Source organism: Mesorhizobium sp. B2-5-4, from assembly GCF_006441095.1.
Classification (GTDB): domain Bacteria; phylum Pseudomonadota; class Alphaproteobacteria; order Rhizobiales; family Rhizobiaceae; genus Mesorhizobium; species Mesorhizobium salmacidum.
In genome coordinates, this window is record NZ_VFUR01000002.1 from 178,177 (window position 1) to 204,396 (window position 26,220).

At 64.3% G+C, this 26,220-nt stretch carries 21 protein-coding genes; 7 read left to right on the forward strand and 14 right to left on the reverse strand.

Annotated features, from left to right (window positions below; all coding sequences use genetic code 11):
- Position 1: 1 nt before the first annotated feature.
- The 3 genes from trpA to FJ492_RS03465 all read left to right on the forward strand — a co-directional run bounded on the left by trpA (position 2) and on the right by FJ492_RS03465 (position 3,310).
- Positions 2 to 841, forward strand: coding sequence for a tryptophan synthase subunit alpha (gene trpA / locus FJ492_RS03455; RefSeq protein WP_027143876.1), 840 nt, complete (start codon positions 2 to 4; stop codon positions 839 to 841).
- Between the two features lie 48 nt (positions 842 to 889).
- Entirely contained in the window at positions 890 to 1,816 is a 927-nt protein-coding gene (accD, locus tag FJ492_RS03460) for an acetyl-CoA carboxylase, carboxyltransferase subunit beta (protein WP_027143877.1), read from the forward strand.
- A gap of 168 nt (positions 1,817 to 1,984) precedes the next feature.
- Positions 1,985 to 3,310, forward strand: a complete 1,326-nt coding sequence (locus FJ492_RS03465; RefSeq protein ID WP_140748887.1) for a folylpolyglutamate synthase/dihydrofolate synthase family protein — start codon at positions 1,985 to 1,987, stop codon at positions 3,308 to 3,310.
- A gap of 18 nt (positions 3,311 to 3,328) precedes the next feature.
- On the opposite strand, the gene FJ492_RS03470 is transcribed toward FJ492_RS03465, so the two are convergent.
- The 13 genes from FJ492_RS03470 to FJ492_RS03535 all read right to left on the reverse strand — a co-directional run bounded on the left by FJ492_RS03470 (position 3,329) and on the right by FJ492_RS03535 (position 21,235).
- Positions 3,329 to 3,610 (reverse strand): cupin domain-containing protein, encoded by a 282-nt coding sequence (locus FJ492_RS03470; RefSeq protein WP_140506860.1) that lies wholly within the window; start codon positions 3,608 to 3,610, stop codon positions 3,329 to 3,331.
- Between the two features lie 131 nt (positions 3,611 to 3,741).
- Positions 3,742 to 4,065 (reverse strand): thioredoxin, encoded by a 324-nt coding sequence (gene trxA, locus FJ492_RS03475; RefSeq protein WP_027143880.1) that lies wholly within the window; start codon positions 4,063 to 4,065, stop codon positions 3,742 to 3,744.
- 74 nt (positions 4,066 to 4,139) lie between these two features.
- Positions 4,140 to 7,646, reverse strand: a complete 3,507-nt coding sequence (addA, locus tag FJ492_RS03480) for a double-strand break repair helicase AddA (protein WP_140768495.1) — start codon at positions 7,644 to 7,646, stop codon at positions 4,140 to 4,142.
- Complete coding sequence (gene addB, locus FJ492_RS03485) at positions 7,643 to 10,777, reverse strand: double-strand break repair protein AddB (protein WP_140768497.1); 3,135 nt, start codon at positions 10,775 to 10,777, stop codon at positions 7,643 to 7,645. The genes addA and addB overlap by 4 nt, the downstream gene beginning before the upstream one ends.
- Complete coding sequence (locus FJ492_RS03490; RefSeq protein ID WP_140506851.1) at positions 10,774 to 11,502, reverse strand: nucleotidyltransferase family protein; 729 nt, start codon at positions 11,500 to 11,502, stop codon at positions 10,774 to 10,776. The genes addB and FJ492_RS03490 overlap by 4 nt, the downstream gene beginning before the upstream one ends.
- Positions 11,499 to 13,010, reverse strand: coding sequence for a tRNA (adenosine(37)-N6)-threonylcarbamoyltransferase complex ATPase subunit type 1 TsaE (gene tsaE / locus FJ492_RS03495; protein WP_140768499.1), 1,512 nt, complete (start codon positions 13,008 to 13,010; stop codon positions 11,499 to 11,501). Before tsaE ends, FJ492_RS03490 begins: the two co-directional genes overlap by 4 nt.
- A gap of 8 nt (positions 13,011 to 13,018) precedes the next feature.
- Positions 13,019 to 15,574: a PAS domain-containing sensor histidine kinase gene (locus FJ492_RS03500; protein ID WP_140716296.1), complete on the reverse strand. Its 2,556-nt coding sequence runs from the start codon at positions 15,572 to 15,574 to the stop codon at positions 13,019 to 13,021.
- 188 nt (positions 15,575 to 15,762) lie between these two features.
- Positions 15,763 to 17,163, reverse strand: a complete 1,401-nt coding sequence (ahcY, locus tag FJ492_RS03505; RefSeq protein WP_140768501.1) for an adenosylhomocysteinase — start codon at positions 17,161 to 17,163, stop codon at positions 15,763 to 15,765.
- A gap of 172 nt (positions 17,164 to 17,335) precedes the next feature.
- A complete protein-coding gene (locus FJ492_RS03510) occupies positions 17,336 to 17,632 on the reverse strand; it encodes an HPr family phosphocarrier protein (RefSeq protein WP_015314359.1) in 297 nt (98 codons plus the stop codon).
- Complete coding sequence (locus FJ492_RS03515; RefSeq protein ID WP_140768503.1) at positions 17,629 to 18,030, reverse strand: PTS sugar transporter subunit IIA; 402 nt, start codon at positions 18,028 to 18,030, stop codon at positions 17,629 to 17,631. The genes FJ492_RS03510 and FJ492_RS03515 overlap by 4 nt, the downstream gene beginning before the upstream one ends.
- A 164-nt stretch (positions 18,031 to 18,194) precedes the next feature.
- Positions 18,195 to 18,653 carry an HPr kinase/phosphorylase gene (locus FJ492_RS03525; RefSeq protein WP_140768505.1) on the reverse strand — a complete coding sequence of 153 codons (459 nt, stop codon included), beginning with the start codon at positions 18,651 to 18,653 and terminating at the stop codon, positions 18,195 to 18,197.
- A 12-nt stretch (positions 18,654 to 18,665) separates the two neighbouring features.
- The gene (locus FJ492_RS03530) at positions 18,666 to 20,450 is read right to left on the reverse strand and encodes a sensor histidine kinase (protein ID WP_140506841.1); all 1,785 of its coding nucleotides are present in this window, start codon (positions 20,448 to 20,450) and stop codon (positions 18,666 to 18,668) included.
- Between the two features lie 83 nt (positions 20,451 to 20,533).
- Positions 20,534 to 21,235 (reverse strand): response regulator transcription factor, encoded by a 702-nt coding sequence (locus tag FJ492_RS03535; RefSeq protein ID WP_010912942.1) that lies wholly within the window; start codon positions 21,233 to 21,235, stop codon positions 20,534 to 20,536.
- 344 nt (positions 21,236 to 21,579) lie between these two features.
- Between FJ492_RS03535 and FJ492_RS03540 the strand changes: the two genes are divergently transcribed.
- Positions 21,580 to 23,190: a phosphoenolpyruvate carboxykinase gene (locus FJ492_RS03540; protein ID WP_140768507.1), complete on the forward strand. Its 1,611-nt coding sequence runs from the start codon at positions 21,580 to 21,582 to the stop codon at positions 23,188 to 23,190.
- Positions 23,191 to 23,226: 36 nt separating this feature from the next.
- Here the strand turns inward: FJ492_RS03540 and FJ492_RS03545 are convergent, their stop codons facing one another.
- Positions 23,227 to 24,042: an oxidoreductase gene (locus FJ492_RS03545; RefSeq protein WP_140768509.1), complete on the reverse strand. Its 816-nt coding sequence runs from the start codon at positions 24,040 to 24,042 to the stop codon at positions 23,227 to 23,229.
- Positions 24,043 to 24,123: 81 nt separating this feature from the next.
- On the opposite strand from FJ492_RS03545, the gene FJ492_RS03550 reads away from it, so the two are divergent.
- The 3 genes from FJ492_RS03550 (at position 24,124) to lysM (ending at position 26,139) form a co-directional block, all read left to right on the forward strand.
- Complete coding sequence (locus FJ492_RS03550) at positions 24,124 to 25,059, forward strand: AraC family transcriptional regulator (protein WP_140768511.1); 936 nt, start codon at positions 24,124 to 24,126, stop codon at positions 25,057 to 25,059.
- Positions 25,060 to 25,140: 81 nt separating this feature from the next.
- Positions 25,141 to 25,578, forward strand: a complete 438-nt coding sequence (gene arfB, locus FJ492_RS03555) for an alternative ribosome rescue aminoacyl-tRNA hydrolase ArfB (RefSeq protein WP_140506833.1) — start codon at positions 25,141 to 25,143, stop codon at positions 25,576 to 25,578.
- Positions 25,579 to 25,668: 90 nt separating this feature from the next.
- On the forward strand, positions 25,669 to 26,139 hold the full coding sequence (gene lysM, locus FJ492_RS03560; protein WP_140768513.1) for a peptidoglycan-binding protein LysM: 471 nt from the start codon (positions 25,669 to 25,671) through the stop codon (positions 26,137 to 26,139).
- The last annotated feature ends 81 nt before the right edge of the window (positions 26,140 to 26,220 follow it).

Consider the following 26,220-nt stretch of genomic DNA (forward strand, 5'->3'; position numbering starts at 1 on the left):
CATGGCAACCCGCATCGACCGTCGCATGGCGAAGCTCAGGAACGAAGGCCGTCCGGCGCTCGTCACCTATTTCATGGGTGGCGACCCCGACTATGCAACCTCGCTGTCGATCATGAAGGCGCTGCCGGGCGCCGGTTCAGACGTCATCGAGCTCGGCATGCCGTTTTCCGATCCGATGGCTGACGGCCCGGCGATTCAGGCCGCCGGCCTCAGGGCGCTTAAAGGCGGCCAGACGCTGGTCAAGACGCTGAAGATGGCGTCGGACTTCCGCGCCGGCGACGATGAAACACCGATCGTGCTGATGGGCTACTACAACCCGATCTACATCTACGGCGTCGACCGCTTCCTGAAGGATGCGATTGCCAGCGGCATTGACGGGCTGATCGTCGTCGACCTGCCGCCGGAGATGGATGAGGAACTCTGCATCCCGGCGTTGAAGGCCGGCATCAACTTCATTCGGCTGGCGACGCCGACCACTGACGACAAGCGCCTGCCCAAGGTGCTGCAGAACACGTCCGGCTTCGTCTACTACGTGTCGATGACCGGCATCACCGGCTCGGCGCTTGCCGACACAGGCAAGGTCGCCACGGCGGTCCAGCGTATCAAGGGTCACACCAACCTGCCGGTCTGCGTCGGTTTCGGTGTCAAGACCGCCGAACAGGCGCGCGTCATCGGCGCCAACGCCGACGGCGTGGTCGTCGGCACGGCGATCGTCAATGCGGTTGCCAATGTGCTGGGGCCGAAGGGCGAAAAGACCGCTGATCCGGCCGAGGCGGTCGCCACGCTAGTCAGCGGCCTTGCGCAAGGCGTGCGCTCGGCCCGCCTTGCTGCTGCCGAATAGTTTTCCTACTTCTCTTCCCAACTCTTCGTCAGGACAGGAGCCGAAGCGATGAACTGGATCACCAATTACGTTCGCCCGAAGATCAACTCGATGCTCGGCCGGCGTACCGACATGCCCGAGAATCTCTGGATCAAGGATCCCGAGACCGGCGAGATGGTGTTCCACAAGGACCTGGAATCCAACCAGTTCGTCATCCCGTCCTCCGGCCATCACATGAAGATCTCGGCCAAGGAGCGGCTGAAATTCTTCTTTGATGACGGCAAGTACGAGACCCTGGACAATCCCAAGGTCATGCAGGATCCCCTGAAGTTCCGCGACGAGAAACGCTATGTAGACCGGCTGAAGGACGCCAAGGCCAAGACTGGCCTGGAAGACGCCATCATCAATGCGCTGGGGACCGTCGAGGGCCTGCCAGTCGTGGTGACGGTGCAGGATTTCGCTTTCATGGGCGGCTCGCTCGGCATGGCGGCGGGTGACGCCATCGTGCATGGCTTCGAGGTCGCCTTGCAGCGCAAGCGACCGCTGATCCTATTCGCCGCTTCCGGTGGCGCCCGCATGCAGGAAGGTATCCTGTCGCTGATGCAGCTGCCGCGCACCACGGTCGGTGTCGACCGGCTGAAGGAAGCCGGCCTTCCCTACATTGTCGTGCTGACCAACCCGACCACCGGCGGCGTCACCGCCTCCTACGCCATGCTGGGCGATGTGCACATCGCCGAGCCAGGAGCGTTGATCGGTTTTGCCGGTCCGCGCGTCATCGAGCAGACCATCCGCGAGAAATTGCCGGACGGCTTTCAACGCTCCGAATATCTGATGGAGCACGGCATGGTAGACATGGTGGTGTCCAGGCTGGAAATGCGCCAGACGATCGCGCGGCTTTTGAAAATGCTGCTCAAGATGCCCGAGGAGCAAAAGCCACTGGAACCGGAAATCATGCCGCCGGCCGTGCTTGCCGCCGAAGCCCGGCCGCAAGCTTGACGCTACAATGGCCGGCCGCGACACCGGCCTGACGTGAGACTGGCCTGACGCGACATTGGCCGCCGCGGACAGCGATTGCGCAGCATCCGTGGCGCGCTGTAGCCTTTTGATAGCCGTGGTCATTGCGGGAGCGATTCTGGCTCTCGGACCATGCGCCGGGATTGTGCCATGACGACGCTTGCCGCCGACCGCGAAATCGAAGCCCTGATGGCGCTTCACCCGAAAGGCTTTGACCTTTCGCTCGACCGCATCACGCGGCTTCTGGAGCGGCTGGGCAACCCGCAGGACCTGCTGCCGCCGGTCATCCACATCGCCGGCACCAACGGCAAGGGTTCCTGCGCAGCCTTCTCGAGGGCGCTGCTGGAAGCTTCCGGCCGGCTCGTCCACGTCCACACCTCGCCGCATCTGGTCAGCTGGCACGAGCGCTACAGGCTTGCGGCCGAGGGCGGCGGCAGGCTGGTCGACGATGACATCTTCGCCGAGGCCATTGCCCGCGTCGCAAAGGCCAATGGCGGCCAGAAGATTACCGTCTTCGAGATACTCAGCGCCGTCACCTTCGTCCTGTTTTCGGAACATCCGGCCGATGCCGCCATCATCGAGGTCGGTCTTGGCGGCCGCTTCGATGCCACCAATGTCATCGCGCGGCCGGCCGTGTCGGTGATCATGCCGGTCTCGATGGACCATGAGGCCTATCTCGGCGACCGTGTCGAGTTGATCGCCGCCGAAAAGGCCGGCATCATGAAACGCGGCTGCCCGGTGGTCATCGGCGCGCAGGAAAGCGAGACCGCGCTGCAGACGCTGATCGACACCGCAGAGCGGCTGGAATGTCCGACCCTGGTCTATGGCCAGGATTTTCTCGCTTTCGAGGAAAACGGCCGCATGGTCTACCAGGACGATGATGGCCTGATGGACCTGCCATCACCGCGTCTGCCCGGTCGCCACCAATTTGCGAATGCGGCGGCGGCGATCGCCGCGGTGAAGGCCGCCGGTTTCGAGATCAGCCACCGCGCCGCCGAGAAGGCGATGACCAACGTCGCCTGGCCGGGCCGTATGCAGAAGCTGGTGCAGGGCAAGCTGGCGGAACTGGCACCGAAGGGCGCCGACATCTGGCTCGACGGCGGCCACAATCCGGGCGCCGGCGTGGTCGTCGCCGAAGCGCTGGCCGAGCAGGAGGAAAAGAACCCGCGCCCACTGTTCCTCATCTCGGGCATGATCAACACCAAGGACCAGAGCGGCTATTTCCGCGCCTTCAAGGGCCTAGTCAAGCATGTCTACACGGTGCCAGTGAGCCAGAGCGACGCCGGCGTGCCAAACGACGAACTGGCCATCCGCGCCACGGAAGCCGGGCTGACGGCCGAACCGGTAAACTCCGTCGCCAGCGCCCTGATGCTGCTGCGCGATACCTGGGACGGGCCGACGCCGCGCATCCTGATCGGGGGGTCGCTTTACCTGGCCGGCGCGGTCCTGGCCGAAAACGGCACGCCGCCTACCTGAGGTTCGCCTCAGCGCGGTTTACTTCAGCTCGATCTCGATAAAAGCGTACTCGCCCTCATTGGCGCTGATGACGTCGTGTTCGACGCCCTCTTTGCGGAAATAGGGGGAACCTTTCTTCATTTCGGCGAAGGTTTCGCCGTCCTTGGTCACCAGCTTCAGCTTGCCGTCCATCAGCGGCACCACGACATAGTCGTGGCCATGGCGATGCCAGCCGGTATTGTCGCCCGGCTGGAAGCGGTATTCGGTGACGATGACGCGCTCATTGTCGATGAAGACTGTGGCCTTGGCGGATCCGGTCATTTCTCTCTCCTGCTTCTGCTGCCAGCAGAAGACATGGAGAGCCCCGATGTGAGGGCCAGAGCGGCGCACCGATGACGCCAACAAAAAGCCCGGCGCGCTGGCCGGGCTCAATGCATCGAATTCAGACGGTATCAGGCGAGATTGCCATTGACCCAGTGCGACAGCGCGGTCTTGGGCGCGGCGCCAACCTTGATGTCGGCCACTTCGCCGCCCTTGAAGATCATCAGCGTCGGGATCGAGCGCACGCCAAACTGGGCGGCAAGCTCGGGATTCTCGTCGATGTTCAGCTTGGCGATCTTGACCTTGGCGCCGAGTTCAGCGGCGATGTCCTCAAGCGCCGGTGCGATCATCTTGCAGGGGCCGCACCACTCCGCCCAGAAATCAACCACGACCGGTACCTGGGCATTGAGCACATCGGCCTGGAAATTGTTCTTGTCAACCTTGACGGTGGTCATGCGGAGATCCTTTCGAAATTTTTTGCCGCACCAAATGTGGTGGTTGTCGCACCCTTCTTCAAGCAGTTCTTGTGTCACGCTCCCGTGAGTCGGGCAAGGGCGTCGTCCATGGCCCGAGCCGGCAGTTCGATCAGCCTTGGCGCTTCGGTGAACAGCAGGGCCGCCTTGATCTCCCGCCCGGGATAAAGCGGCTGCAGCAGGGCGCGATATAGCGCGAGTTGGAGCAGGTAGGCCGGCGGCACTTCGGCCAGGGAAGCGGGTGCGGGCCTGTTGGTCTTGTAGTCGACGATCGAAACCGTATCCGCTGTCACCGCCAACCGGTCGATCTTCCCGGAGATGGAGCGGATTTTGCCCTTGACCTCAAGGCTGCCCATGATCGCGACCTCGGCACGTGACGACGGCGCGAACAGTTGACCGAGGCCGGGCTCGGCAAAGATGGCCACGACCGAGGCCAGAGCCTTTTGGCGCTCGGCTTGCGGCCACGCCGCACCCGTTCGCGAGAGGTAACGCTCTGCCGCACCTTGGCGGTCGCTCTCGGCAATGCCGGGCAACATCTGCAGCAGTTTGTGCAGGGCGAGCCCGCGCAGCACGGCAAAACCCGGCTCGGCATCGGCGTCCAGCACCGGCGAGGCCTTGTCGACCACCGCTTCCTTGCCTTCCTCGATCAGCGCCGAGGCGCCCGACGGCGACAATGGACGCGGCAGGTCCTCGAAAGGCGGCAAGGGCCGGAACAAAGTCGCCGGCAACGGACCGAACGCATCGACCTGCCGCGCCTGCTCGCCCGGGCTTCGCGTAACCGGCGGCAGTTTGGTGACGTGAAAACGGTAGACAGGCTCGCCACCGGCAGGATGCGGACGCTGTTCGCTTTCGGGCGCGCCGCTCAGCGCTCGGCTGACGATCGAATGCCAGGTGCCGCTGTTCGGCGCCCGCTTGCTGTGATAGCCGCAGACGATCAACCGGTCCTCGGCGCGCGTCATGCCGACATAGAGCAGCCGGCGGTACTCGTCGTCGGCGAGTTCACGGGCGCGAGCGGCGGCCGTTTTCGAAAAGCCGTTGGCGACGTCGCTCGCCGAACGCCAGAGGTAGCCCTTGCCGTCCCAATGTCGACCCGAGCCGTCGAAAGGCATCAGGCGCGGCAAATGCTGGTCGCTGAACGGGGCGGAACCGCCGTCGACCAGGAACACAACCGGCGCCTCCAGGCCCTTGGCCGCGTGCACGGTCATCACCCTGACCTCGTCACGGGTCTGGTCCATCTCGCGTTTGATCTCGGGGCCGGCGTTTTCCAGCGTCGACAGGAAGGCTTCCAGCCCGGGCAGGCCGGTCCGCTCCTCGGCAAGGCAGAAGCTCAGGAATTCGTCGAGAATATCGCCGGCTTCCGGCCCGAGCCGCGCGATCATCTTGCGGCGCACGCCATCGCGCGCCAGCAGGGCGGCATAGAACTCGAACACCGGCTTGAAGGCGGCCTCGTCAGCCCAGGCGTCGAGCTGCGCAACGATCGCCGCTAGCGCTTCGCTTTCGCCGGCTTGCTGGCGCAGCGATGCCGCCAGCGACACGCCGGGCGGCCTCTGTGCGGCGAGCGTGAACAGCGTCTCCTCCGGCAGGTCGAAGACCGGGCTGCGCAGGACGGCGGCCAGCGACAGGTCGTCCTGCGGCTGGATCAGCAGATGGCCGAGCGCGATCAGGTCCTTGACCGCGATATGTCCGGGCAGGCTCAGCCGGTCGGCGCCGGCAACCGGAATGTCGCGCCGCTTGAGCGCTCGTGTCAACGCGTGGACGAAGCTGTCGCGCTTGCGCACCAGCACGAGCACGTCGCCCGGCCGCAGCCGCTTGCCACGGCCCTCGATGATTTCGCCCTTGCCGATCCAGCCGGCGATGGTGGCCGCGACATTCTCGGCGACGCGCACCGCCGGTGCATGGGCATGGTCGATGGCTTGCGCCCAGTCGTCGGGCTCGTCGACGGCCTCGGCGCCGATCGATGGCCAGACCTCGACATAACCCGGCGCATCGCTGCGGATCGCCTTATGGTTCAGCGGATCGGGGTCGTGGCTGATGCCGCGCCGCACGATGGGATCGGCAAAGACGCGGTCGACGGCGGCCAGCACATCGTCCGTGGAGCGGAACGACCAGGTCAGCTTAAGGTCGGCGAAGGACGCCTCGGCGTCGCGCACCCGTCGGGCGAACAACAACCGGCTGTCGGCGAAAGAATCCGGTGCCGCGCCCTGGAAGGAGTAGATCGACTGCTTCTCGTCGCCGACGGCGAAGATCGTGCGGTGGACCCGTTCGCGGGCGCCAAAGCCGGCAAAGAATTCTTCCGCCAGCCGCTTCACCACCTCCCATTGATCCGGGCTGGTGTCCTGCGCTTCGTCGAGCAGTATGTGGTCGATGCCCTGGTCGAGCTTGTACTGCACCCAAGGGCCGGCATCGGGCCGCGCCAAGAGGTTTACCGTACGGGTGATCAGGTCGTTGAAGTCGAGAAAGCCGCGGCTGCGCTTCAACACTTCGTAGCGCGCGATCAACCAATCGGCGATGGTCAGCGCCGCGCGTGTGCCTTCCAGCATCCTGAACAGCGCCAGCCGGTCGACGGTCTCCATGATGGCGCTGGCTGCCGAGAGATAGCGCCCGGCGAGATCTGGCAGCCGGTCGGTCAGCGCCTTCTTGAAGGCCTTTGCCGGGTCGTAGGGATCGCCATCGGTCTTGAGGAAGGCTCTTGCCAGCAACTGCAGCCGGCGAACGGGGTCGCTCTCGGCGAAGGCTAGGCGCGCATAAGGCAGGATGTTGTTCAGCGCCGATCTGGCGTCGGTGGCTTCGGCGGCCTGGGCAAAGCCGGCAAAATAGTCCGGCAGGAAGCCGGGCAGCGGCCATATCGATGCCGCTATCCCTTCGGCGGCCTGGCCGGGCTGGAAATGGAATTCATCGAACAAGGGCTGGAAGCCGTCATGCCCGACAGCATCGAGGAAATGGCGCAACCCGTCGCGCTTGCGCACGATTTCGCCGAGCAACGCGTCGAGACCGGCCTCGCCCCCACGCTCCAGCACAGTGGCGAAGGCCTCGGCCAAATTCCTGTCGCCGGCGGCGGAGATCATCTCGCGGCGCGCGGCGGCAAAAAGCGAGGCCTCCATCTGGCTGTCGAGCATTTCGAAATGGGCGGGAATGTTGGCTTCCAGCGGGAACTGATGCAGCACGGATTCGCAGAAAGCGTGGATCGTCTGGATTTTCAGCCCGCCAGGCGTCTCCAGGGCCTCGGCGAACAGGCGGCGGGCTCTGCGCATGGTGTCGCGATCGGGCCAGCGTCCCTCCAACGCCTCTACTTTGGACGCCAGGTCGGCGTCACTGAGCGTCGTCCACTCCGACAGCGTCGAAAAAACCCGGTTCGACATGTTGGCGGCCGCGGCGCGCGTATAGGTCAGGCACAGTATCTTCGACGGGTCGGTGCCGTTGAGCAGCAGCCGGATGACACGCTGGGCAAGCACATGGGTCTTGCCCGATCCCGCATTGGCCGACACCCAGGCGGAATTGCCGGGATCGGCGGCGCGGGCCTGGCTCGAAGCGGTATCGCTCGGGATCGGATAGGCTTTCTTCATGCCTCCCCTCCCTCATCCCCGGCGTCTCCGCCGGCGGACCATTCGAGCACGCGGGCGAGATGGTCGTAGTCGCCATCGGTTTCGCCTTCGCGAAACGGCAGCGCGCGCGACAGATAGCCGGCCGCCGGGTTGGCATAGTGGATCAGCAGTTTCTCCAGCCGCGCCCAGGCTTCCTCGGCGAGATCGGCCGCGGTGCGTGGCTGGCGGTTGTGTTCGAGTATGGATTCCTCGAACACCTCGCCATTCGGCTTCAGCCTGATGAAGGCCAGTTGCGACGGTTCGCGCGTGCCCAGGTCCTTGAACGCGCCACGCCTGAGCAGCGCGCCTTCCAGCGCCAGCTGAGGCGCCAGTAGCGTATGCGCCTGCGCCTTGGACGGCGAGGAGCCGGTCTTGTAGTCCAGAATGTCGGCCATGCCACCGGCCAGCAGATCGACTCGGTCGGCATAGCCGGACAGCGTCACGCCGGACTGTCCGACGCCGGTCTTGCCGGCGCGCTCCTCGGCATGCCGCTGGACCACCGCGTAGGCGCGCGTGCGCTCCCATTCGATGATGTTGGCGGCGAGCTTTTCGAAACGCGGCCACCACACCGCCTCGACATCGGCTGGAAGCGCTGCCTCGGCGAAACAGGCGCGGCCGGCGGCGATGAGCCCGGCCAGCGCGTCCGGCGCGCGCGGGTCCGCCACCTCGGACGAGAAGAGATGCAGGATGGCGTGAAAAAGCGTGCCGCGCTCGGCCGCACCCGGATCGCGGATGAGCGGGTCGAGCGGCATCAGGCCGAGGATCCTTCGGGCATAGACGGCGTAGGGGTCGCGGCGCAGCGTCTCGATCTCGGTGACGGAGAAATGCGTTGGACGCATCGAAAGCGGCGGTTTCGGCTGTGGCCGCGGCGCGAAATCCCGCTTCGGCCCGGTGTCGAGCGCGCGCGCCCAGGCAAGCAGCTCATCGCCGCGCCGGCGCAGTGCTGCCGCCTGGTCGTTGCCGATGAAGGTGACCAGCCGCTGCAACCAGCGCGAAGGCACCGCGGGTGCGTCGCCGGCACGCGCCGAGCGCGCCAGCACCACGTGTCTCGCGCTCATGGCCATCTGGAAATCATGCGCGGCAAGACCGATGCGCCGCTCCGGCGGCTCGAGATCGATGCCGGTCTTCATCAGCCGCGACATGAAGCGGTCGCTCTCCGGTTTGCGCGGCCAGACTCCTTCGTTGAGCCCGCCGATGACCAGCGTATCGACATCCTGCAGCCGCGCCTCGAGTGCACCCCAGATGGCGATGTTCCTGTCGGTGCCTTGCGCCGGCTTGACGGTCTCGGGCGCGATCAGCGCCTCCATCACATCGGGCCATTCGCTCGCCGCGAACGACAGCGAGGCCGAAGCCGCGACCAGCCCGCGCAGCAGTTCGGCGAGCTTTTCGCCGGCGTCGCCGGCGTAAAGTTCGCCAAGGCTGCCATCAGCGGAACGGCCGAGATTCTCCATGGCAACGACGCTGGCTTCGACCAGCGCGGCAAGGTCAGCTTCCGCCTGGCCGCGAAAGACCGAAAGCGGCGCCAGCGCTTGCTTGAGACGCCCAAGCAAATTCCGCGCGCCTTCGATGGAGCGCACGGTCAGGCGGGTAAACCAGAAGGGCGGTCGGCTATCACCGCCGAGCCCGGTGAGGCGGGCCTCGAAAAGGTCCGGCAGCGAAGCGATGTCGGGGCGGCCGGTGCCGCCGCGCAGCGCCACCAGCTCTACCAGTTCCGCCGCGCGGCGCACATCGGACCTCTCCAGACCAAGGCCGAGTAGTGGATGCTTGAGCAGCGACAACAGGCCGACCGGATCGCCCGGCCGGAACACCGCTTCGAGCGCCAGCCTGAGGAGGCTGGCTGCCGGGGTGTTGGAAAGCGGCGTGCCGCCGGAATCGTCGGCAACGACACCGAAGCGCTTGAGCTCCACGCTGACGCGGCGTGCCAGCGCGCGGTCACCGGTGACGAGCGCCGCTCTCCGGCCCGGTTCTTCGACCGCACGCTTGAGCGCGACGGCGATGGCGACTGCCTCATCGCGCTCGCTGGCCGCTTCGAGCAGCGTCACGTCGGCGAAGGCGCCGGCAATATCGGACGCCGAAAACCCGTTTCGCGTCTCGGCCCACAATTCGGTGGTCTCGGCCGGCCGCAGCGCCTCGCCGACAAGGGCCGCGCGGAGCCCAAGCTTCGGCTCGGCCGCACCGATCTCCTTGACATCGCCGCGTAGCACGCCGATCTTGCCGATCAGCTTCGCCAGGCCGTATTGCGGATGGCCAAGCACGGCTGGACGCGCGCCGGGTGCGACGAGCGCCTGGAAGGAGGCTTCGTCCAGCATCCGGTCGAGCCCGGGCAGTACGATGGCGCCGCCGGAGAGGCCGGCAATGGTCGCAAGCAACTCCGCCGTGGCGGGGATGGAGCCGGTGGACCCCGCGGCTATGACCGGCCCGGCGGGCGGATTGCGCCGCAGCCGCGCCGCTTCGGCACGGATCAGGGCGCTGCGATGCGCGGCCGGGTTGGAGCGGTCGTTCTCTTCGAGGAATCTCGGCCAGGCATCGGTGACGATGCCGAGGAATTCGAGCGTCACCTGCCACCATCCGGCAAGGTTCCCGCTCACCAGGCCGGCGAGTTTGGCCCAGTCGGTGCCTTCCGTCTCGATCTCGTCCATCAGCCCGGCCAGATCGCGCGCCAGCCAGATCGCGTCGGCGGTGGAGGCCGGGACGACGATCTCCTCGGCGAAGAGGGCCGCGACATGGGCGGGCAGCCGGCGTTTCCACGCCCGCACCAGCGGCGTCAGCAGTAACAGCCGCTCGGCGGCGGCGATGGGTGGCGCGAGATCGATTGCCGCGGTTGGCTCGGCATCGAACGCGGCCTCATCCTCGTCGAATTCGCCCAGCGGTCGGATCACCGGCAGAATGGCCGAACCGCCGCCGCCACGCGCCTTCAGGCTATCGACGAAGACGCCGCGCAAGGCACGTGCGGCGCGGCGCGTCGGCACATAGATGGTGACGTCGGCCAGGGCGAGCGGGTCGCCTTCGAAACGAAACCCGGGGACAAGACGGCCGTCAAGCAGCGCCTCGGCCAGCGTCGGCAGAAACGGCGCTCCGGAGGGAATGGAGAAAACGCGGCTTGAGCCGCTCATTGCGACCCGATGAGTGCACCGGCCACCGCGTCTTCGGCGAGCGGAATGGCATCGGGCGTGCCGACGGTTATCCAGTGGCCATGCATCGGCATGCCGAACAGGCGGCCGCCGGCAATCGCCTTGTCGAAATAGGCATTGATCGAATGCGGTTCGGCTGGTGCGTCCTTGAACAGGCGCGGGTGGATGATCGCGGCGCCGGCATAGATCAAGCCGGCAGGATCGCCTTTTGAACGCCGCAGGGCGCCATCCGGCGCCACCAGGAAATCGGTGCTGCCACAGTGTCCTGTCGCCCGGTGGAGATCCGCCAGCATCAGCAGAATATCCATTTTCGCGCCGTTCCATGCAAGGGCAAGCCGCCCGAGATTGAGCGGGCCGTGGTCGATCCAGAATGTATCGGCGTTGAGGATGTAGAACGGCTCCCGGCCGAGCTCCGGCAGCGCCTTGACGATGCCGCCGGCGGAATCGAGCAGCCGGTCGCTCTCATCGGAAATGACGATGCGCGGCGAGCGGCGATCGGCGACATGGGCGACGATCTGTTCGGGAAGATAATGGACATTGACCACCGCCTTGCCGACGCCGGCCGCGGCCAGGCTGTCGAGGCCCCAGTCGAGCAGCGTCTTGCCGGCGATCTGGACCAGCGGCTTGGGGATGGTGTCGGTGATCGGCCGCATGCGCTTGCCGAGCCCGGCGGCAAGAACGATGGCGGTCTTCGGTCTTCTTGTCACAGCGCTCGTTCCTCCAGCAGCCCGTGCGCGCTGTAGAAATCCCGCAGGTCGGCGAGCGCGGGATGCGACAGCGCGCGCCTCAGATAGTCGCGGATGCGCGGCAGGTGCTTGAGATAATAGGGTTTGCCGTCGCGTTTTTCGAGACGCACGAAAATGCCCAGAATCTTGGAATTGCGCTGCGCGGCCATGATTGCATAGGCTTCGAGGAAGCCTGCTTCATCGAAGTCGCCCGCTGCATGACGCGCCGCGAGATAGGCATCGAGCGTCCGCTTCTCGATCTCGGGTGCCATGGTGACGCGGGCGTCCATGGCAAGCGAGGCGACGTCATAGGCGGCGGGCCCGATCAGCGCGTCCTGGACGTCGACGATGCCGAGCCGGTCGAGGCCGGACCGTTCGCCGCGCCAGATGATGTTGGGCGAGTGGAAGTCGCGCAGCATCAGCGTGTATTCGCTGCCTTGCAGCCGGTCGAGAAGCGCGTCCCATGTCCTGTGATAGCCGGAACGCAGCGTGTCGCCCGCCGGGCCGCCCGATATCTCCGGCAGGTACCAGTCGATCAGCAAGTCCGCCTCGATCAGCATGGCGTCGCGATCGAAGGGCGGGACGTCATGAACGACGCCGGGAGCGGCCTCCATCCGGTGAGGCCAGGCCTTGCCATGCATCATGGCGAGCAGTTCGGCTGCCGCCTCGTAACGTTCGGCGACCGGCTCGCCATTGTCGGCGAGGAAGCCTTCCGAGCCCAGATGCTCGAGCAGCAGGAAACCCTGGTCGAGATCCTGCGCGTCGATCCTGGGCACCGCGACCCCGGCGGCTAGCAGCGCACGGTCGATGGCGACGAAGGCGGACACCGACTGCGCGGTGTGGGCGATCACCGCATAGGGTTTGCCGTCGCGCACGGGAGGGCCGAGCACCAGCCGCGGCGAGTTCATCAGCACGCGCGGCGCCTCGCCGGCAAGCGAGACGATCTCGTAGGAGCGGGCCGAGGCATCGCCGATGAAATGCCGGCGCCGCGCTTGCCCCCATCCGGCGCTCTCCAGAAAACCGCGCATGGCCAGCGAGCGCGCGACACGGTCGAAGGTCGCGCCTTGCCCCGACAGTCGGGCCAGCCGGCCCTCGCCATGCTGGACGAGTTCGATCAGCACCGTCGTCCTAGGTAGATAGCCGTCAGCCCGTTCCGGCCATTCGATAAGGGCTGCACCTTGCGCCAGCGCTTCCTCGAAGCCCAGTTCGTCCAACTCGGCCGCCGACGACAGGCGATAGAGGTCGAAATGATGGACCGGAATGCGTGTGTCGTAGCTCTGCACCAGGGTGAAGGTCGGGCTCGGCACTTCGAGACCGGCATCGTCGGCCAGCGTCCGGATGAGCGCTCTTGCCAGCGTCGACTTGCCGGCGCCGAGATCGCCCTTGAGCGCCAGCACGTCGCCCACGCGCAGAGCCAGCGAAAGATCCTCGCCCAGCCGCGCTGTCTGGGTCTCGTCGGCGAGCAAACGCTCCAGCACCGGTTCCGTCATCGAGCGCGCTACTCGGCCGCTGCGCGGATACCCGGCATGTCGGGAAAGGTGCAGATGACGGTCGTGCCCTTATCCCTGCCGGTTTCGATGCGAACGGCGCCGCCATGCAGTTCGACAAAGCTCTTGACGATGGACAGGCCGAGGCCAGCGCCGCGCCGGCGGCCGCCATTGGCGCGCGGCTCGAAGCGGCGGAACACCGAATCGAGCACGTCGGGCGGCATGCCGGGCCCGTCGTCGTGAACCGAGAACTCGACTCCGTCCGCCAGCCGGCGGCATGCCAGCCGGATGGTGCTGGCCTCCGGCGCGTAATTGGCGGCGTTGCTCAGCAGATTGTAGAGGATCTGGCGGATGCGGGTTTCGTCGCCATGGAAGGTCTTTGGCGCGGCGGCGGCGTCGACCGCGAGCCGGATCGAATGCTCCTCCAGCCGGTCGGCGACAAGCTCGGCGGCGGCCGCGATGGTGCGGTCGACATGCACTTCGGAAATATCGAGCTGCATGATGCCGGCATCGACCGTCGCCAGGTCGAGTATGTCGTTGACGATGGTCAGCAGCACCGATGAGGACGAGCCGACATGCTCGACATATTCACGCTGCTTCTGCGTCAAAGGGCCCGTCGCCGGCAGCGACAGCAACTCGGTGAAGCCGATGATGTTGGTCAGCGGCGACCGCAGTTCGTAGGACACATGCTGGACGAATTCGTTCTTGAGCTGGTCTGATTTCTCGAGCGCCTCGTTCCTGTCCTTGAGCGCGCGCTCGATGTGGACGCTGTCGGTGACGTCGACGAAGGTCATCATCACTTGCCCGTTGGGCAGCGGGATCACGGCGTAACGCAGCACGGTGCCGTTGTTGAGCTCGGTCTGGCCGTGGCGGTCGCGGCGCTCGTCGTCGAAACCGGTGATGGCGGCGACGAAGCCGGGCCAGGGGCTCTCGACCGCTTGCCGATCGGACAGCTCGCGTATGGCCGATACGTGCACATTGGGCTTGGCGGCTTCCGCGTCCAATCCCCACAGCGTGGCAAAGGCCGGGTTCGACAGCCGCAGCCGGCCGTCGGGGCCAAACACCGCAACGCCCTCGGCGAGATTGTCGAGCGTTTCGCCCTGGACCCGAACCGCGGTGCGGTAGCGGCTTTCGAGATCCATCTTCTCGGTCAGGTTCTCGAACACCCAGGTGACGCCGCCCTTGGGTTGCGGGTTGGCGACGACACGGATCGTCTTGCCATCCGGCAGGTGCCACCAGTGTTCCTGCGATTCGACCGCACGATAGGCGCTGAGCAGGCCTTCCTTCCAGCGGCGCCACTCCGGCTGTTCGGCGATCTTGCCCTCGCTGCGCAGCCGGTCGAGCAAAAGGGCGTTGTCGGGCGCGCTGTGCAGGAAGCCGCTGTCGAGCCCCCACAGCTTCTGGAAAGCTTGGTTGAAGAAGCGCAGCTTCTCGTCGGTGTCGAAGATGGCGACAGCGGTGTTGAGCTGGTCGAGCGTATCGGCGTGGCTGCGCACGGTCCGCTCATATTCGCCACGGATAGCCTCGATGGCGCTGGTGTCGCAGGCAAGGCCGGCCGAACCGTCGGCGCCGGCAAAGTCGGTCACGGCGAACACGCGGCGGTCGCCTTCGATCACCGTCGAAAGCGACTGCTCGAATACCGGATGCGATTTGTGCTGCGTGGCGATGGCCTCGCGCGCCTGGCCGCCGAGGAATTCCTTAGCGTCACGCACGGCGGCTTCCGCGCTCTCGGCTTCGACCGCGTCGGCATAGGCCCGGTTGACCCATTTCAGGCGGCCATGCTCGTCACGCAGCCATGCCGGCATCTTCAGCGCCTCGAGCAGCCCGATCATCGTGTCATGATCGGTGGCCAGCCGCTGGTTGTCGATCTTGAGCCGGGCCTGGCTGCGCTGCGTCTCGGAAAGCGAGACAAACCGCACCAGCACATGGGCCGCGCTCTTGCGGCCATGCACTTCCAGTGGAGCGCCGGCCTGGGATTCGATCACCAGGTCGAACGGCCTGCCTTTTTCGCGCAAACCCGCCACGGCATGTTCGAGTGCCGCCGCCGAACGCGGCATCAGCCAGCGGCCAAAAGCGAGGAACGCGGCCCGTTCTTCCGGCGCACCGCTTTCGGTCGGCAATGTGCCGATGAGTTCGGGTTTCTTGTTTTCCGAGGCCCAGACGACGACACGCTGATCGCGCAGGTTGAGCAGCGCTTCCGAACGCCGCAACGCCGCGCTGACGTCGGCGACGCGGCTTCTCAGCTCGACATTCTCCGCCGAGGTACGCGCCCGTTCGCGGATGAGAACGATGGCCGACAGGAATGCCGTACCCGTCACGCCGACGAACACCGCCAGCTGTACGACCTCGATGGTGCTGATCGAAAGACTGGCCACGGCGGCGCCGGCGGTCTGGGCATGCGCGACCGCGCCCGCCAAGGGGCAGGCGAGAGCGGAGCCGGCAAGAAACAATCCCGCACGGGCGCGCCATGAAAGGCGCTCGCCTCGCGGGGCGGAGCCCATGGTCCTCGACTCGTCATGGCCGCCGGAAACGGCCTTTCCCGCCTGAAGCGGGTTATCCCCCGGCATGTCTTGGTCCTCTTCGCCGCCTGAATGCAAGACCGCCCTGATGCGTACGCCGATCCTCGTCCCCGGATCCGCGAATCACAACAATAGCGCCTGCCGGAATCGGCGTGAAGAATCATTCGGTGCAAAAATAAAGCCGGGCGAAAAGTCAATCGCCCGGCGTCAATATCTAGCGGTAAATCCGGATTTGCTTAATAGCGGTAGTGTTCCGGCTTGAACGGACCCTGCGGTGTGACGCCGATATAGGCTGCCTGCTCGCCCGATAGTTCGGTCAGGTGGGCGCCGAGCTTGTCGAGATGCAGGCGCGCGACCTTCTCGTCGAGATGCTTGGGCAGCACATAGACCTGGTTCTGGTACTGCTCACCCTTGGTGAACAGCTCGATCTGGGCCAGCACCTGGTTGGTGAAAGAGGCCGACATGACGAAGCTCGGATGGCCGGTCGCGTTGCCGAGATTGAGCAGGCGGCCTTCCGACAGGAGGATCATCCGCTTGCCGTCCGGGAAGGTGATCATGTCGACCTGCGGCTTGACATTGGTCCACTTCAAATTGCGCAGCGACGCGACCTGGATTTCGTTGTCGAAATGGCCGATGTTGCCGACGATCACCATGTCCTTCATCGAACGCATGTGGTCGAGGGTAACGACATCCTTGTTGCCGGTGGTGGTGATGACGATGTCGGCGGTCGGGGCCGCCTCTTCCAGCGTGACCACTTCAAAGCCGTCCATAGCGGCCTGCAGCGCGCAGATCGGATCGACCTCGGTGACTTTGACGCGGGCGCCCGCACCCTTGAGCGAGGCCGACGAGCCCTTGCCGACGTCGCCATAACCGCAGACGACCGCGACCTTGCCGGCCATCATCGTGTCGGTGCCGCGACGGATGCCGTCGACAAGCGATTCCTTGCAGCCATATTTGTTGTCGAACTTCGACTTGGTGACCGAGTCATTGACGTTGATGGCCGGGAAGGGCAGCAGGCCCTTCTTCTGCAACTGGTAGAGCCGGTTGACGCCGGTCGTCGTCTCTTCAGTGACGCCGCGGATCGCCGCTTTCTGTTTGGTGAAGAAGCCCGGCGAAGCCTTCAGGCGCTTCTTGACCTGGGCGTAGAAGTATTCCTCTTCCTCGCTCTGCGGATTGGACAGCACGTCCTCGCCGGCCTCGGCGCGGGCGCCGATCAGGATGTACATGGTGGCGTCGCCGCCATCGTCGAGGATCATGTTGGAGAGGCCGCCATCGGCCCACTGGAAGATCCTGTCGGTGTAGTCCCAGTACTGCTCGAGGCTCTCGCCCTTGACGGCGAAGACCGGAATGCCGGCCTCGGCGATGGCCGCGGCGGCGTGGTCCTGGGTCGAGAAGATGTTGCAGGAAGCCCAGCGGATGTCGGCGCCGAGCACCTTCAGCGTCTCGATCAGCACCGCCGTCTGGATGGTCATGTGCAGCGAGCCGGTGATGCGCGCGCCCTTGAGCGGCTTCTTGGCGCCGAATTCCTCGCGGCAGGCCATAAGGCCCGGCATTTCGGTTTCGGCGATATCGAGTTCCTTGCGGCCCCAGCCGGCAAGCGAGATGTCGGCGACCACATAGTCCTTGCTACCCGTCATGGCAGTGCTCCGATGCGAATTGTCATACTTGCGAATTGTTAGCGGATGCGCCGTGCCGGAAGACATTTCCAAGGGCGCGAATTGCCGGCCTGACTAGCAGATCAGGCTTCGCGCGACAATGGGATATAAAGAAATCTTTATTCGTGCATGTCCTGGAGGGCCGACTTCGAGGTCAGCACTCCTCGCCAAAACGGGAGGCGACAAGCTGCTCCAGCGCATCCATGACCTCGAGCGCCTCGGGGCCGCTGGCGGTGACGCGGATCGAGTATCCCGGGCTGGCGGCCAGCATCATTAGGCCCATGATCGAGGTGCCGCCGACCTTGACGCCGTCCTTCTCGACATGGACTGAAGCGTTGAAGCCGCTGGCAAGCTGGACGAATTTCGCCGAAGCGCGCGCATGCAGGCCGCGCTGGTTGACGATCGGAAACTCCCGGACGATCTGGTCCTTGTCAGGCGACAGCGTGCTCATTTGCTGCTCAAAAGCTGGCTGGCGACGTTGATGTATTTGCGGCCCGCGGCCTGCGCTTCGTCGAGCGCTGCCGCCATGCTATCGCCCTTGCGGATCGACGACAGCTTGATCAGCATCGGCAGGTTCATGCCGGCGATCACTTCGGTGCGGCCGGACTCCATCACCGAGATTGCAAGGTTGGATGGCGTGCCGCCGAACATGTCGGTCAACACGATCACACCTGCCCCCGTATCGACACGGGCGACCGCATCGACGATGTCGCGGCGACGCTGCTCCATATCGTCGTCGGCACCGATCGCCACGGTTTCGAAATTGTCTTGTGGCCCGACGACATGTTCGACGGCATGTCTGAACTCGGTGGCCAGTTGACCGTGCGTTACAAGCACGAGTCCGATCATTCTTTGGTGGCTCCCGTCATCGCCGCTTCACAGGCGCATTTTATGCTCGCCAGCCAATCCAGGCGGCGGGAGCGCTATCTTGTCGACGCGAGGCCCGTTGACAAGCCCAAAATTGCGCCGGCCCATGCCATTTTGACGCATTGCAGCAAAAAACCCAGGGCGGATCATAGAAAAGGCGCGATCGACAGCCGCGCCATCACGGCGGCCAAGGCGGCGGCGACATTGCGTTCGGCCAGATCGATGCGCGCCACCGCGCAACCGGCGATCTTGTCGCTGGCGTCCTCCTGGAAGCGTGCGATTTCGACTGCCGGCAGCAGCCGCACATGCAGGTCGACGACGCAGGCCGGCTCGAATGGCAGGGGTCGTGGCCCAAGCCGTGGAACTTCGGCCAGGCCCTTGATGGCGGCGGGTGCACGGCACACCAGCCGCCCCGCATGGGCTTCGACAAAGAGCTGATCGTCGCCGACGAGCCGGGAGAACAATCCGCGTTGCAGGCAATGGTCGATCAGCGTCAGTGCCAGCGTTGTCTTGCCCGACCCGGGTGAGCCGGTGATGAGAATGCCGCGCTCGCCCATCAGCAGTGCCGTCGCATGAATGTTCTCAGGCCGCACGGCGCAATCCATAACGATCGGCGATCATCCCTCGGCCGGCAGCGTCACGACGAAGCGTGCGCCCTTGATCTCGCCGGGCTTGGTGCCGGGAATGTTTTCGGCGGTCAGCGTACCGCCATGGGCCTCGACGATCTGCCTGGAGATCGACAAGCCAAGGCCCGAGTTCTGGCCGAACGCCTCGCCGGCGGGCCGGTCGGTGTAGAAGCGTTCGAAGATGCGGTCGATGTTGTCGGCGCGGATGCCGGGACCATTGTCGTCGACGGTCAGGATGTTGAACTTGCCGGCGCGCGCCAGCGACAGGCTGATGTGGCCATGGTCCTCCGGCACGAAGGAGCGGGCGTTCTCGATCAGGTTGGTGATGACCTGGCCGATGCGCAGATCATGGCCGACGACGACATAGCCCTTGGCGCCCTGCGGCAGCTTGGCAACCTTGAGCTCGATCTCGACCGCCTTCTTGTTGCGCGTCGTTTCACGCGAAACAGCGACGAGGTCGGTAACGAATTTCTTCAGGTCGACGGTTCCCGCGTCCTCGCGCGCCAGTTCGGCGTCGAGGCGGGAGGCATCGGAAATGTCCGTGATGAGACGGTCCAGCCGTTTGACGTCATGCTGGATGATCTCCATCAGACGCGCGCGTGAGGTGTCGTTTTTCGCCAGGGGCAATGTTTCGACGGCGCTGCGCAACGACGTCAGCGGGTTCTTCAGCTCATGCGAAACATCGGCGGCGAAACTCTCGATCGCCTCGATGCGCGCATAGAGCGCGTTGGTCATGTCGCGTACGGCGATCGACAGATTGCCGATCTCGTCCTGGCGGTCGGAAAAGTCGGGGATTTCCTCGCGGCTCTTGACGCCGCGTCTGACCCGCACGGCAGCGGCTGACAGCCGGCGCAGCGGGTTGGCGATGGTGGAGGCCAGGAGCATCGACAAGATGGCCGTGACCAGCGCCGCGATGCCGAAGACGCGCAGGATCGCCTTGCGTTCCGCCGCGACGATCTTGTCGATATCGCCGCCTTCGGTCGACAGCATCAGCACACCGAGAACCGCGCGAAAACGCTGGATCGGCACCGCCACCGAGACGATCTGCTCGCCCTGTTCCGAGACGCGTACGATGGTCGACGGGCTGCCGGTCAGCGCCTTCACCACTTCCGGGAAGGCAGCGCCATTGCCGCCCGGCTGCTCGTGATAGACCGGCAGGTCGGTGTTGCGGAAGAAGTCGAAGATGAACTTCTGGATGCGCTCGACAAGGTCCGGCTCTTCCTCGTCCACCGGCGGCAGGTCGTAGCGCAGGATCTGACCGCGCGAATAGAGATGGCGCGAATCGAGCAGCAGGTTGGCGTCGCGGTCATAGATGCGGGCGCGGGTGCGGGTCGGCGAGATCAGTCGCCGCAGCACCGGCGCCACACGCTCGGGATTGATCGGAAAATCGAGGTTATCGAGCTGGTCCGAGCCAGGCCCCAGGCTTTCGCCGGCCTGCAGCTCGAGCAGCTTTTCCGGGTCGATGCTGATCGAGTCCGTCTCGACCGTCGCCGACGCCGCGATCGCCCCGGCGATGATCTCGCCTTGCGTCATCAGGCTTTCGACGCGCGCGTCGATCAGCCCGTCGCGGAAGGTGTTGAGATAGAGGATGCCGGTAACGAGCACCGCCAGGCCGGCAAGGTTGAGGAAGAGGATGCGCCGCGTCAGGCTGGAAAAGATGTGGTGCCCGAGGAACCGGCGCATCGGTACCGTGATTTTCGACACGAAGGAAGGCATGATGCGCGACGGCCGCCTGGCGGCGCCCGTCGGCCTGCTTCGCTGTGCTTCCACTGCCATCGAATAGCAGCTCCCGCTAGTCCCAGGTTTGAAATATGTCGCAGCCCCAAACCGGAGGCCGCTTTTGCTCGACATACATCAAATTATGCTTCGCGGAACCGATATCCGACTCCGTAAAGGGTTTCGATCATCTCGAAGTCGTCGTCGACAGCCTTGAATTTCTTGCGCAGCCGCTTGATGTGGCTGTCGATCGTGCGGTCATCGACATAGACCTGCTCATCATAGGCCGAATCCATCAGAGCATCACGGCTTTTTACCACACCGGGACGTTGCGCCAGCGAGTGCAGGATCAGGAACTCGGTGACGGTGAGCGTCACCGGTTCGCCCTTCCAGGTGCAGGTATGGCGTTCCTGGTCCATGACGAGCTGGCCGCGCTCGAGCGAGCGGGCCTGCTGGCTCGGCGCTTTTGCCGCGGCCTCGCGGGCGCTGGCCCGCCGCAATACGGCGCGTACCCGCTCGACAAGCAGGCGCTGCGAGAACGGTTTGCGGATGAAGTCGTCGGCGCCCATCTTGAGACCGAACAATTCATCGATCTCGTCGTCCTTGGAGGTCAGGAAGATCACCGGCAGGTCGGATTTCTGGCGCATCCGGCGCAGAAGCTCCATGCCGTCCATGCGCGGCATCTTGATGTCGAGGATGGCGAGATTCGGCGGCCGGGCCGCCAGGCCTTCCAGCGCGGACGCACCATCCGTATAGGTCTCGACACGATACCCCTCGGATTCGAGGGCGATCGACACCGACGTCAGAATGTTGCGGTCGTCATCGACAAGCGCGATTGTTGCCATTTCAAGCGGCTCCCTCATGAGCTGTCCCTTCTGTCGTAGAGAAGGGGCTTTTGCAGGACAAATTAGGTACAAAATGTGGCATAGGCCTTGTCCGCTGTCACGAGCGGCGTGCCGGCGGCCACAATTCTACCTCGACACCGATTGGACGAACGAGCACCGCCAATCCTTTGGGCAACCACCGAACTTTTTGCATATATAAACGATTTAAACAACTTTCAAAATATTTAAATCGATTAAATATTTGATATCATTTGCCTTTTCTGGTTCTGACCATCTAACCTGCTTAGTAGGTGTGCCGGAAATATGCCGGCAAAGATGCGGCAAATCTTGAGAAGGGTCACCAAATGTCGGAATTCGGCAAACGCAATCCTGCCTGCGCGATCGATCGTATCGGTCTGAAAACCTCCGGCACGGTGCGCTATAATTTCGGTGCGGCCGCCCTCTATCAGGAATCGATCCGGCGCGGTGAAGCCCGGCTGACCGCGCATGGCGCGCTTGTCGCCGAGACCGGCCAGCACACCGGTCGCTCTCCCAAGGACAAGTTCGTCGTTCGCGACGGCGCCACCGAACCGCAAGTCTGGTGGGACAACAACAAGGCGATCTCGCCGGCCCAATTCGACGTTTTGCTCGCCGATTTCCAGGCCCATGCCGCGGACAAGGACCTTTACGTGCAGGATCTGGTCGGCGGTGCCGACGCCGAGCTCAACCTGCGCACCAGGGTGATCACGGAATTTGCCTGGCACTCGCTGTTCATCCGCAACCTGCTCATCCGTCCCGACGCGGCCGAACTCGAACAGTTCGTGCCCGGGATGACCATCATCGACCTGCCGTCCTTCCGCGCCGATCCCGCCCGTCACGGCAGCCGCACCGAAACCGTGATTGCCGTCGACCTGACGCGCAAGATCGTGCTGATCGGCGGCACCTCCTACGCCGGCGAGATGAAGAAGTCGGTGTTCACCATGCTCAACTACCTCCTGCCGGAGAAGGGCGTGATGCCGATGCACTGCTCGGCCAATGAGGGACCGGCCGGCGATGCCGCCATCTTCTTCGGCCTGTCGGGCACCGGCAAGACCACGCTGTCGGCCGATCCGTCGCGCACTTTGATCGGCGACGACGAACATGGCTGGGGTCCGCATGGTATCTTCAATTTCGAAGGCGGCTGCTACGCCAAGACCATCAAGCTGTCGGCGGAAGCTGAGCCGGAGATCTTCGCCACCACGCAGCGCTTCGGCACGGTGCTGGAAAACGTCGTGCTCGATGCCGACGCCGTGCCGGACTTCAATGACGGCCGGCTCACCGAAAACACACGCTGCGCCTACCCGCTCGACTTCATCCCCAATGCCTCGAAGACCGGACGCGCCAATCACCCGAAGAACATCATCATGCTGACCGCCGACGCTTTCGGTGTGATGCCGCCGATCGCTCGGCTGACGCCGGCGCAGGCGATGTATCATTTCCTCTCCGGCTACACGGCCAAGGTGGCCGGCACCGAAAAGGGCGTGACCGAGCCCGAAGCGACCTTCTCGACCTGTTTCGGCGCGCCGTTCATGCCGCGCCATCCCTCGGAATACGGCAATCTGCTGCGCGAGCTGATCGCGCGCCATGGCGCCGATTGCTGGCTGGTCAACACCGGCTGGACCGGTGGCGCCCACGGCACCGGCAAGCGCATGCCGATCAAGGCGACGCGCGCGCTGCTCGCCGCCGCCCTCGACGGCTCGCTGAAGGCAGGCGCGTTCCGCACGGATGCCAATTTCGGCTTCGAGGTGCCGATGGCGGTGCCTAGCGTCGACAGCGCCATTCTCGATCCGCGCTCCACCTGGATCGACAAGGCTGCCTACGACCGGCAGGCGGCAAGGCTGGTCGGCATGTTCGCCGTCAACTTCGAGAAATTTGAAAGCCATGTCGATGCAACCGTCATGGGCGCGGCGCCCCGCATGCAGGAAGCCGCCGAATAGGCGCCGGACAGAACATCGATGTCGGACCGCATGCCGTCAGCCGTCGGTCGAGACGGTGACGGATTTCCACACCTCGATTTCCTGCTGGAGACGTTCGATTCTGTCCGACACGAGCTTGAGGGCATCGCTGCCAAGCAGAAGCTGCGGCGGCGGGTCACTGGATTCGACCAGGCCTAAAACGGCGGCTGCCAGTTTGTCGGGGTCACCGAGCTGCTTGCCGCTCTTTACCTGTCGCGCCTCCCGTATCGGATCAAAAAGTGCGTCATAGTCGGTGATTGATCTCTCTGTGCGGACCATTGATCGCCCAGCCCAGTCCGTCCGGAAGGAGCCGGGGCAAACCGCGGTCACGCGGACGCCGAACGGGGCCATTTCCGAACGCATCACTTCCGATATGCCTTGAAGCGCAAACTTGCTGCCGCAATAGTAAGCGATGCCCGGCATGCCCATCGACGTGACATTGACGATGAATCCACGACGTCGCTCGCGAAACCGGGGGAGGAAAGCCTTGGCGACGGCGACAGCGCCGAAGACATTCACGTCGAACTGACGCCGCATCTCTTCGATCGGCGACTCTTCAAGCACTCCCTCGTGGCCGTAGCCGGCATTGTTGATCAGCACGTCAATCGGTCCATGTTCGTTCTCCGCCTGCCTGACGACGTCGGGTATGATGTCGAATTCCGTTACGTCGCACAGTACCGGTCGAACTGCGGGGAGAACGTCGGCGAGCGCTGCGCGTGATGTCTCCGAGCGAACGGCGCCAACCACCGTATGGCCGATCCGGATAGCGGCAGAAGCTATGGCCAACCCGAAGCCGGAATTCGCGCCGGTGATAAAGAAGGTTTTCTGTGACATGACCCGCAAGCTTTCCTTGATTGGTGATGGATTGACAAATATTATGAGGAACCCAGCGTTTCGATCGCGGATTCTCTGAAGTTGTTGCCAAATCCTATTTCCGCCAAACACGAACGATCCAGACGAGACGAGCTGGTCGAGTTGGCCGGAGCTCTCGCCCCTCGTCACGGCTATAATCCGACCGCGTTCAACCGCGTCCGCATACTCAGGACGGAAGCCGTGCTTCACGACGTCCCGGTCCTCTATAAGCCAGGCGCGGTGTTCGTATTACAGGGGAGCAAGCAAGGCATCCTCGAAAGGGAAATCTACCTCTACGACGAGGAACACTATCTGGCGGTTTCGGTGCCCGTTCCATTCCGCATGAAATCGACGGCCAGTCCGGAGCGACCATTGCTTGCGGTCTATGTTGAGTTCGATATGCAGATGGCAGCCGAGCTCGCCATGCAAGCGCAGATGCATGCCGGACCGGCGAGCGGCAGACCGCGAGGTCTCGTTTCAAGCAGGATGGGCCCCGAAATGGAGGATGTCCTGCTGCGCCTTCTTGTGGCGCTTCGCAGCCCCGTTGAAGCTCTCGTCCTTGGTGACGGCATTCTGCGCGAACTGCATTACCGGGTGCTGGTCGGCCCGCAGGGCGGTGCAATGATCGCGGCACTGCAGCAGAAAGGCACGTCCGGAAGGATCATCCAGAGCCTGGCCTGGTTGCGACAAAACTACAGTTCTGAAATTTCGATCGGCGATCTGGCAAAAGACGTGGGCATGAGCGTTCCTTCCTACCACGTCCATTTCAAGAGCCTGACCGGCAACAGTCCAATGCAGTACGTGAAAGCGATACGGCTCCACGAAGCACGATTGATGATTGCACGCCAGAACAAGACGATCGCAGAGGTCGCGGCTTCGGTGGGCTACGCGAGCCCGTCTCAATTCAGCCGCGACTTCAAACGGCATTTCGGGCGCACGGCGTCGGAAGAGACGAAATGGGTCCGTCGCCATCTTGGCGAACTCGCCTGGGCATCGTGATCAGGATCATCATATTTGAGTTAGGGGCTGGGCTTTCGATCGGGCCTTTTCTTTTTCGGTCCGCCGCGCCATGACTGCGGCATGCCGATCGACGACGACATCATCATATCGGGCGAAGCCGTGATCCACCCGGGCGACCTGCACGAGGATTTCATCCGCTCGTCCGGTCCCGGCGGCCAGAACGTCAACAAGGTGGCGACGGCGGTGCAGCTTCGCTTCGACGCGCAGAACGCGGAGGGCCTGTCCGAGCGCGTGCGCGAGCGGACCATAAAACTTGCCGGCCAGCGCGCCACCAAGGACGGTGTCATCGTCATCGAAGCCGGGCGCTTCCGAACCCAGGAACAGAACCGCGCCGATGCGCGGGCGAGGCTCACGGCACTGGTCGCCAAGGCCGCCGAACCACCGCCGCCGCCGCGCAAGAAGACACGGCCGTCCAAAGGCGCGGTTGAGCGACGGCTGAAGAGCAAGGCGGGACGCGGCACGATCAAGAAGCTGCGCGGCCGGGTGGAGAACGATTAAGCACCACACCAGGCGCGTGTACAAAACGGCTTCCCATTTCGCATCGCAGATGCGAGGTTTCCCCATTGCCACAGCAAGGGAGACCTAGAGATGGGTATGTTCGATTTCGTCAAGAGCGTCGGCAAGAAGCTCGGCATCGGCGGCGACGAAGAAGCCGCACCCACCGCCGACACGCTCAAGAAAGAGCTCGATTCACACAAGCTCGGTACCGATGGCGTGCAGGTCGTCGTCCATGGCGATACGGCGGTGCTGAAGGGTGTGGTCAACGACCAGTCGATCTTCGAAAAGGCGGTCATTGCCGTCGGCAACACATTGGGCGTCTCCAAGGTGCAGGCTGACGAGTTGCAGGTCGCGCCGGCTTCCGGCACGGCGGCCCCTGCCAAGGAGCCGACCTTCAATACCGTCCAGAAGGGCGATAATCTCTGGAAGATCGCCGAAAAGAGCTATGGCAAGGACCAGGCCGCCAAGAACACGGTCATCTTCGAGGCCAACAAGCCGATGCTGACCCATCCCGACAAGATCTATCCGGGCCAGGTCCTGCGTATTCCCGAGCTTGGCTGAGCCACAGGGCAGAAATCAGTGCGCCGTGCGTCCGAAAGGCCGCGCGGCGTTGCATTACCAGCGGCGCTTCGTCTTATTCGT

What these genes read in the sequence shown, in the direction of transcription:
- FJ492_RS03510 (WP_015314359.1), bottom strand. Translation starts at nt 17,632, where the DNA reads ATGAGCACGCTGTCGCCTGACAAGGACCAGATCGTCCGGGAGTTTCCG.
- tsaE (WP_140768499.1), bottom strand. Translation starts at nt 13,010, where the DNA reads ATGACGGAACCGGTGCTGGAGCGTTTGCTCGCCGACGAGACCCAGACA.
- addA (WP_140768495.1), bottom strand. Translation starts at nt 7,646, where the DNA reads ATGAAGAAAGCCTATCCGATCCCGAGCGATACCGCTTCGAGCCAGGCC.
- trpA (WP_027143876.1), top strand. Translation starts at nt 2, where the DNA reads ATGGCAACCCGCATCGACCGTCGCATGGCGAAGCTCAGGAACGAAGGC.
- lysM (WP_140768513.1), top strand. Translation starts at nt 25,669, where the DNA reads ATGGGTATGTTCGATTTCGTCAAGAGCGTCGGCAAGAAGCTCGGCATC.
- addB (WP_140768497.1), bottom strand. Translation starts at nt 10,777, where the DNA reads ATGAGCGGCTCAAGCCGCGTTTTCTCCATTCCCTCCGGAGCGCCGTTT.
- accD (WP_027143877.1), top strand. Translation starts at nt 890, where the DNA reads ATGAACTGGATCACCAATTACGTTCGCCCGAAGATCAACTCGATGCTC.
- trxA (WP_027143880.1), bottom strand. Translation starts at nt 4,065, where the DNA reads ATGACCACCGTCAAGGTTGACAAGAACAATTTCCAGGCCGATGTGCTC.
- arfB (WP_140506833.1), top strand. Translation starts at nt 25,141, where the DNA reads ATGCCGATCGACGACGACATCATCATATCGGGCGAAGCCGTGATCCAC.
- FJ492_RS03465 (WP_140748887.1), top strand. Translation starts at nt 1,985, where the DNA reads ATGACGACGCTTGCCGCCGACCGCGAAATCGAAGCCCTGATGGCGCTT.
- FJ492_RS03515 (WP_140768503.1), bottom strand. Translation starts at nt 18,030, where the DNA reads ATGATCGGACTCGTGCTTGTAACGCACGGTCAACTGGCCACCGAGTTC.
- FJ492_RS03500 (WP_140716296.1), bottom strand. Translation starts at nt 15,574, where the DNA reads ATGCCGGGGGATAACCCGCTTCAGGCGGGAAAGGCCGTTTCCGGCGGC.
- FJ492_RS03470 (WP_140506860.1), bottom strand. Translation starts at nt 3,610, where the DNA reads ATGACCGGATCCGCCAAGGCCACAGTCTTCATCGACAATGAGCGCGTC.
- FJ492_RS03530 (WP_140506841.1), bottom strand. Translation starts at nt 20,450, where the DNA reads ATGGCAGTGGAAGCACAGCGAAGCAGGCCGACGGGCGCCGCCAGGCGG.
- FJ492_RS03545 (WP_140768509.1), bottom strand. Translation starts at nt 24,042, where the DNA reads ATGTCACAGAAAACCTTCTTTATCACCGGCGCGAATTCCGGCTTCGGG.
- FJ492_RS03540 (WP_140768507.1), top strand. Translation starts at nt 21,580, where the DNA reads ATGTCGGAATTCGGCAAACGCAATCCTGCCTGCGCGATCGATCGTATC.
- FJ492_RS03525 (WP_140768505.1), bottom strand. Translation starts at nt 18,653, where the DNA reads ATGGATTGCGCCGTGCGGCCTGAGAACATTCATGCGACGGCACTGCTG.
- FJ492_RS03535 (WP_010912942.1), bottom strand. Translation starts at nt 21,235, where the DNA reads ATGGCAACAATCGCGCTTGTCGATGACGACCGCAACATTCTGACGTCG.
- ahcY (WP_140768501.1), bottom strand. Translation starts at nt 17,163, where the DNA reads ATGACGGGTAGCAAGGACTATGTGGTCGCCGACATCTCGCTTGCCGGC.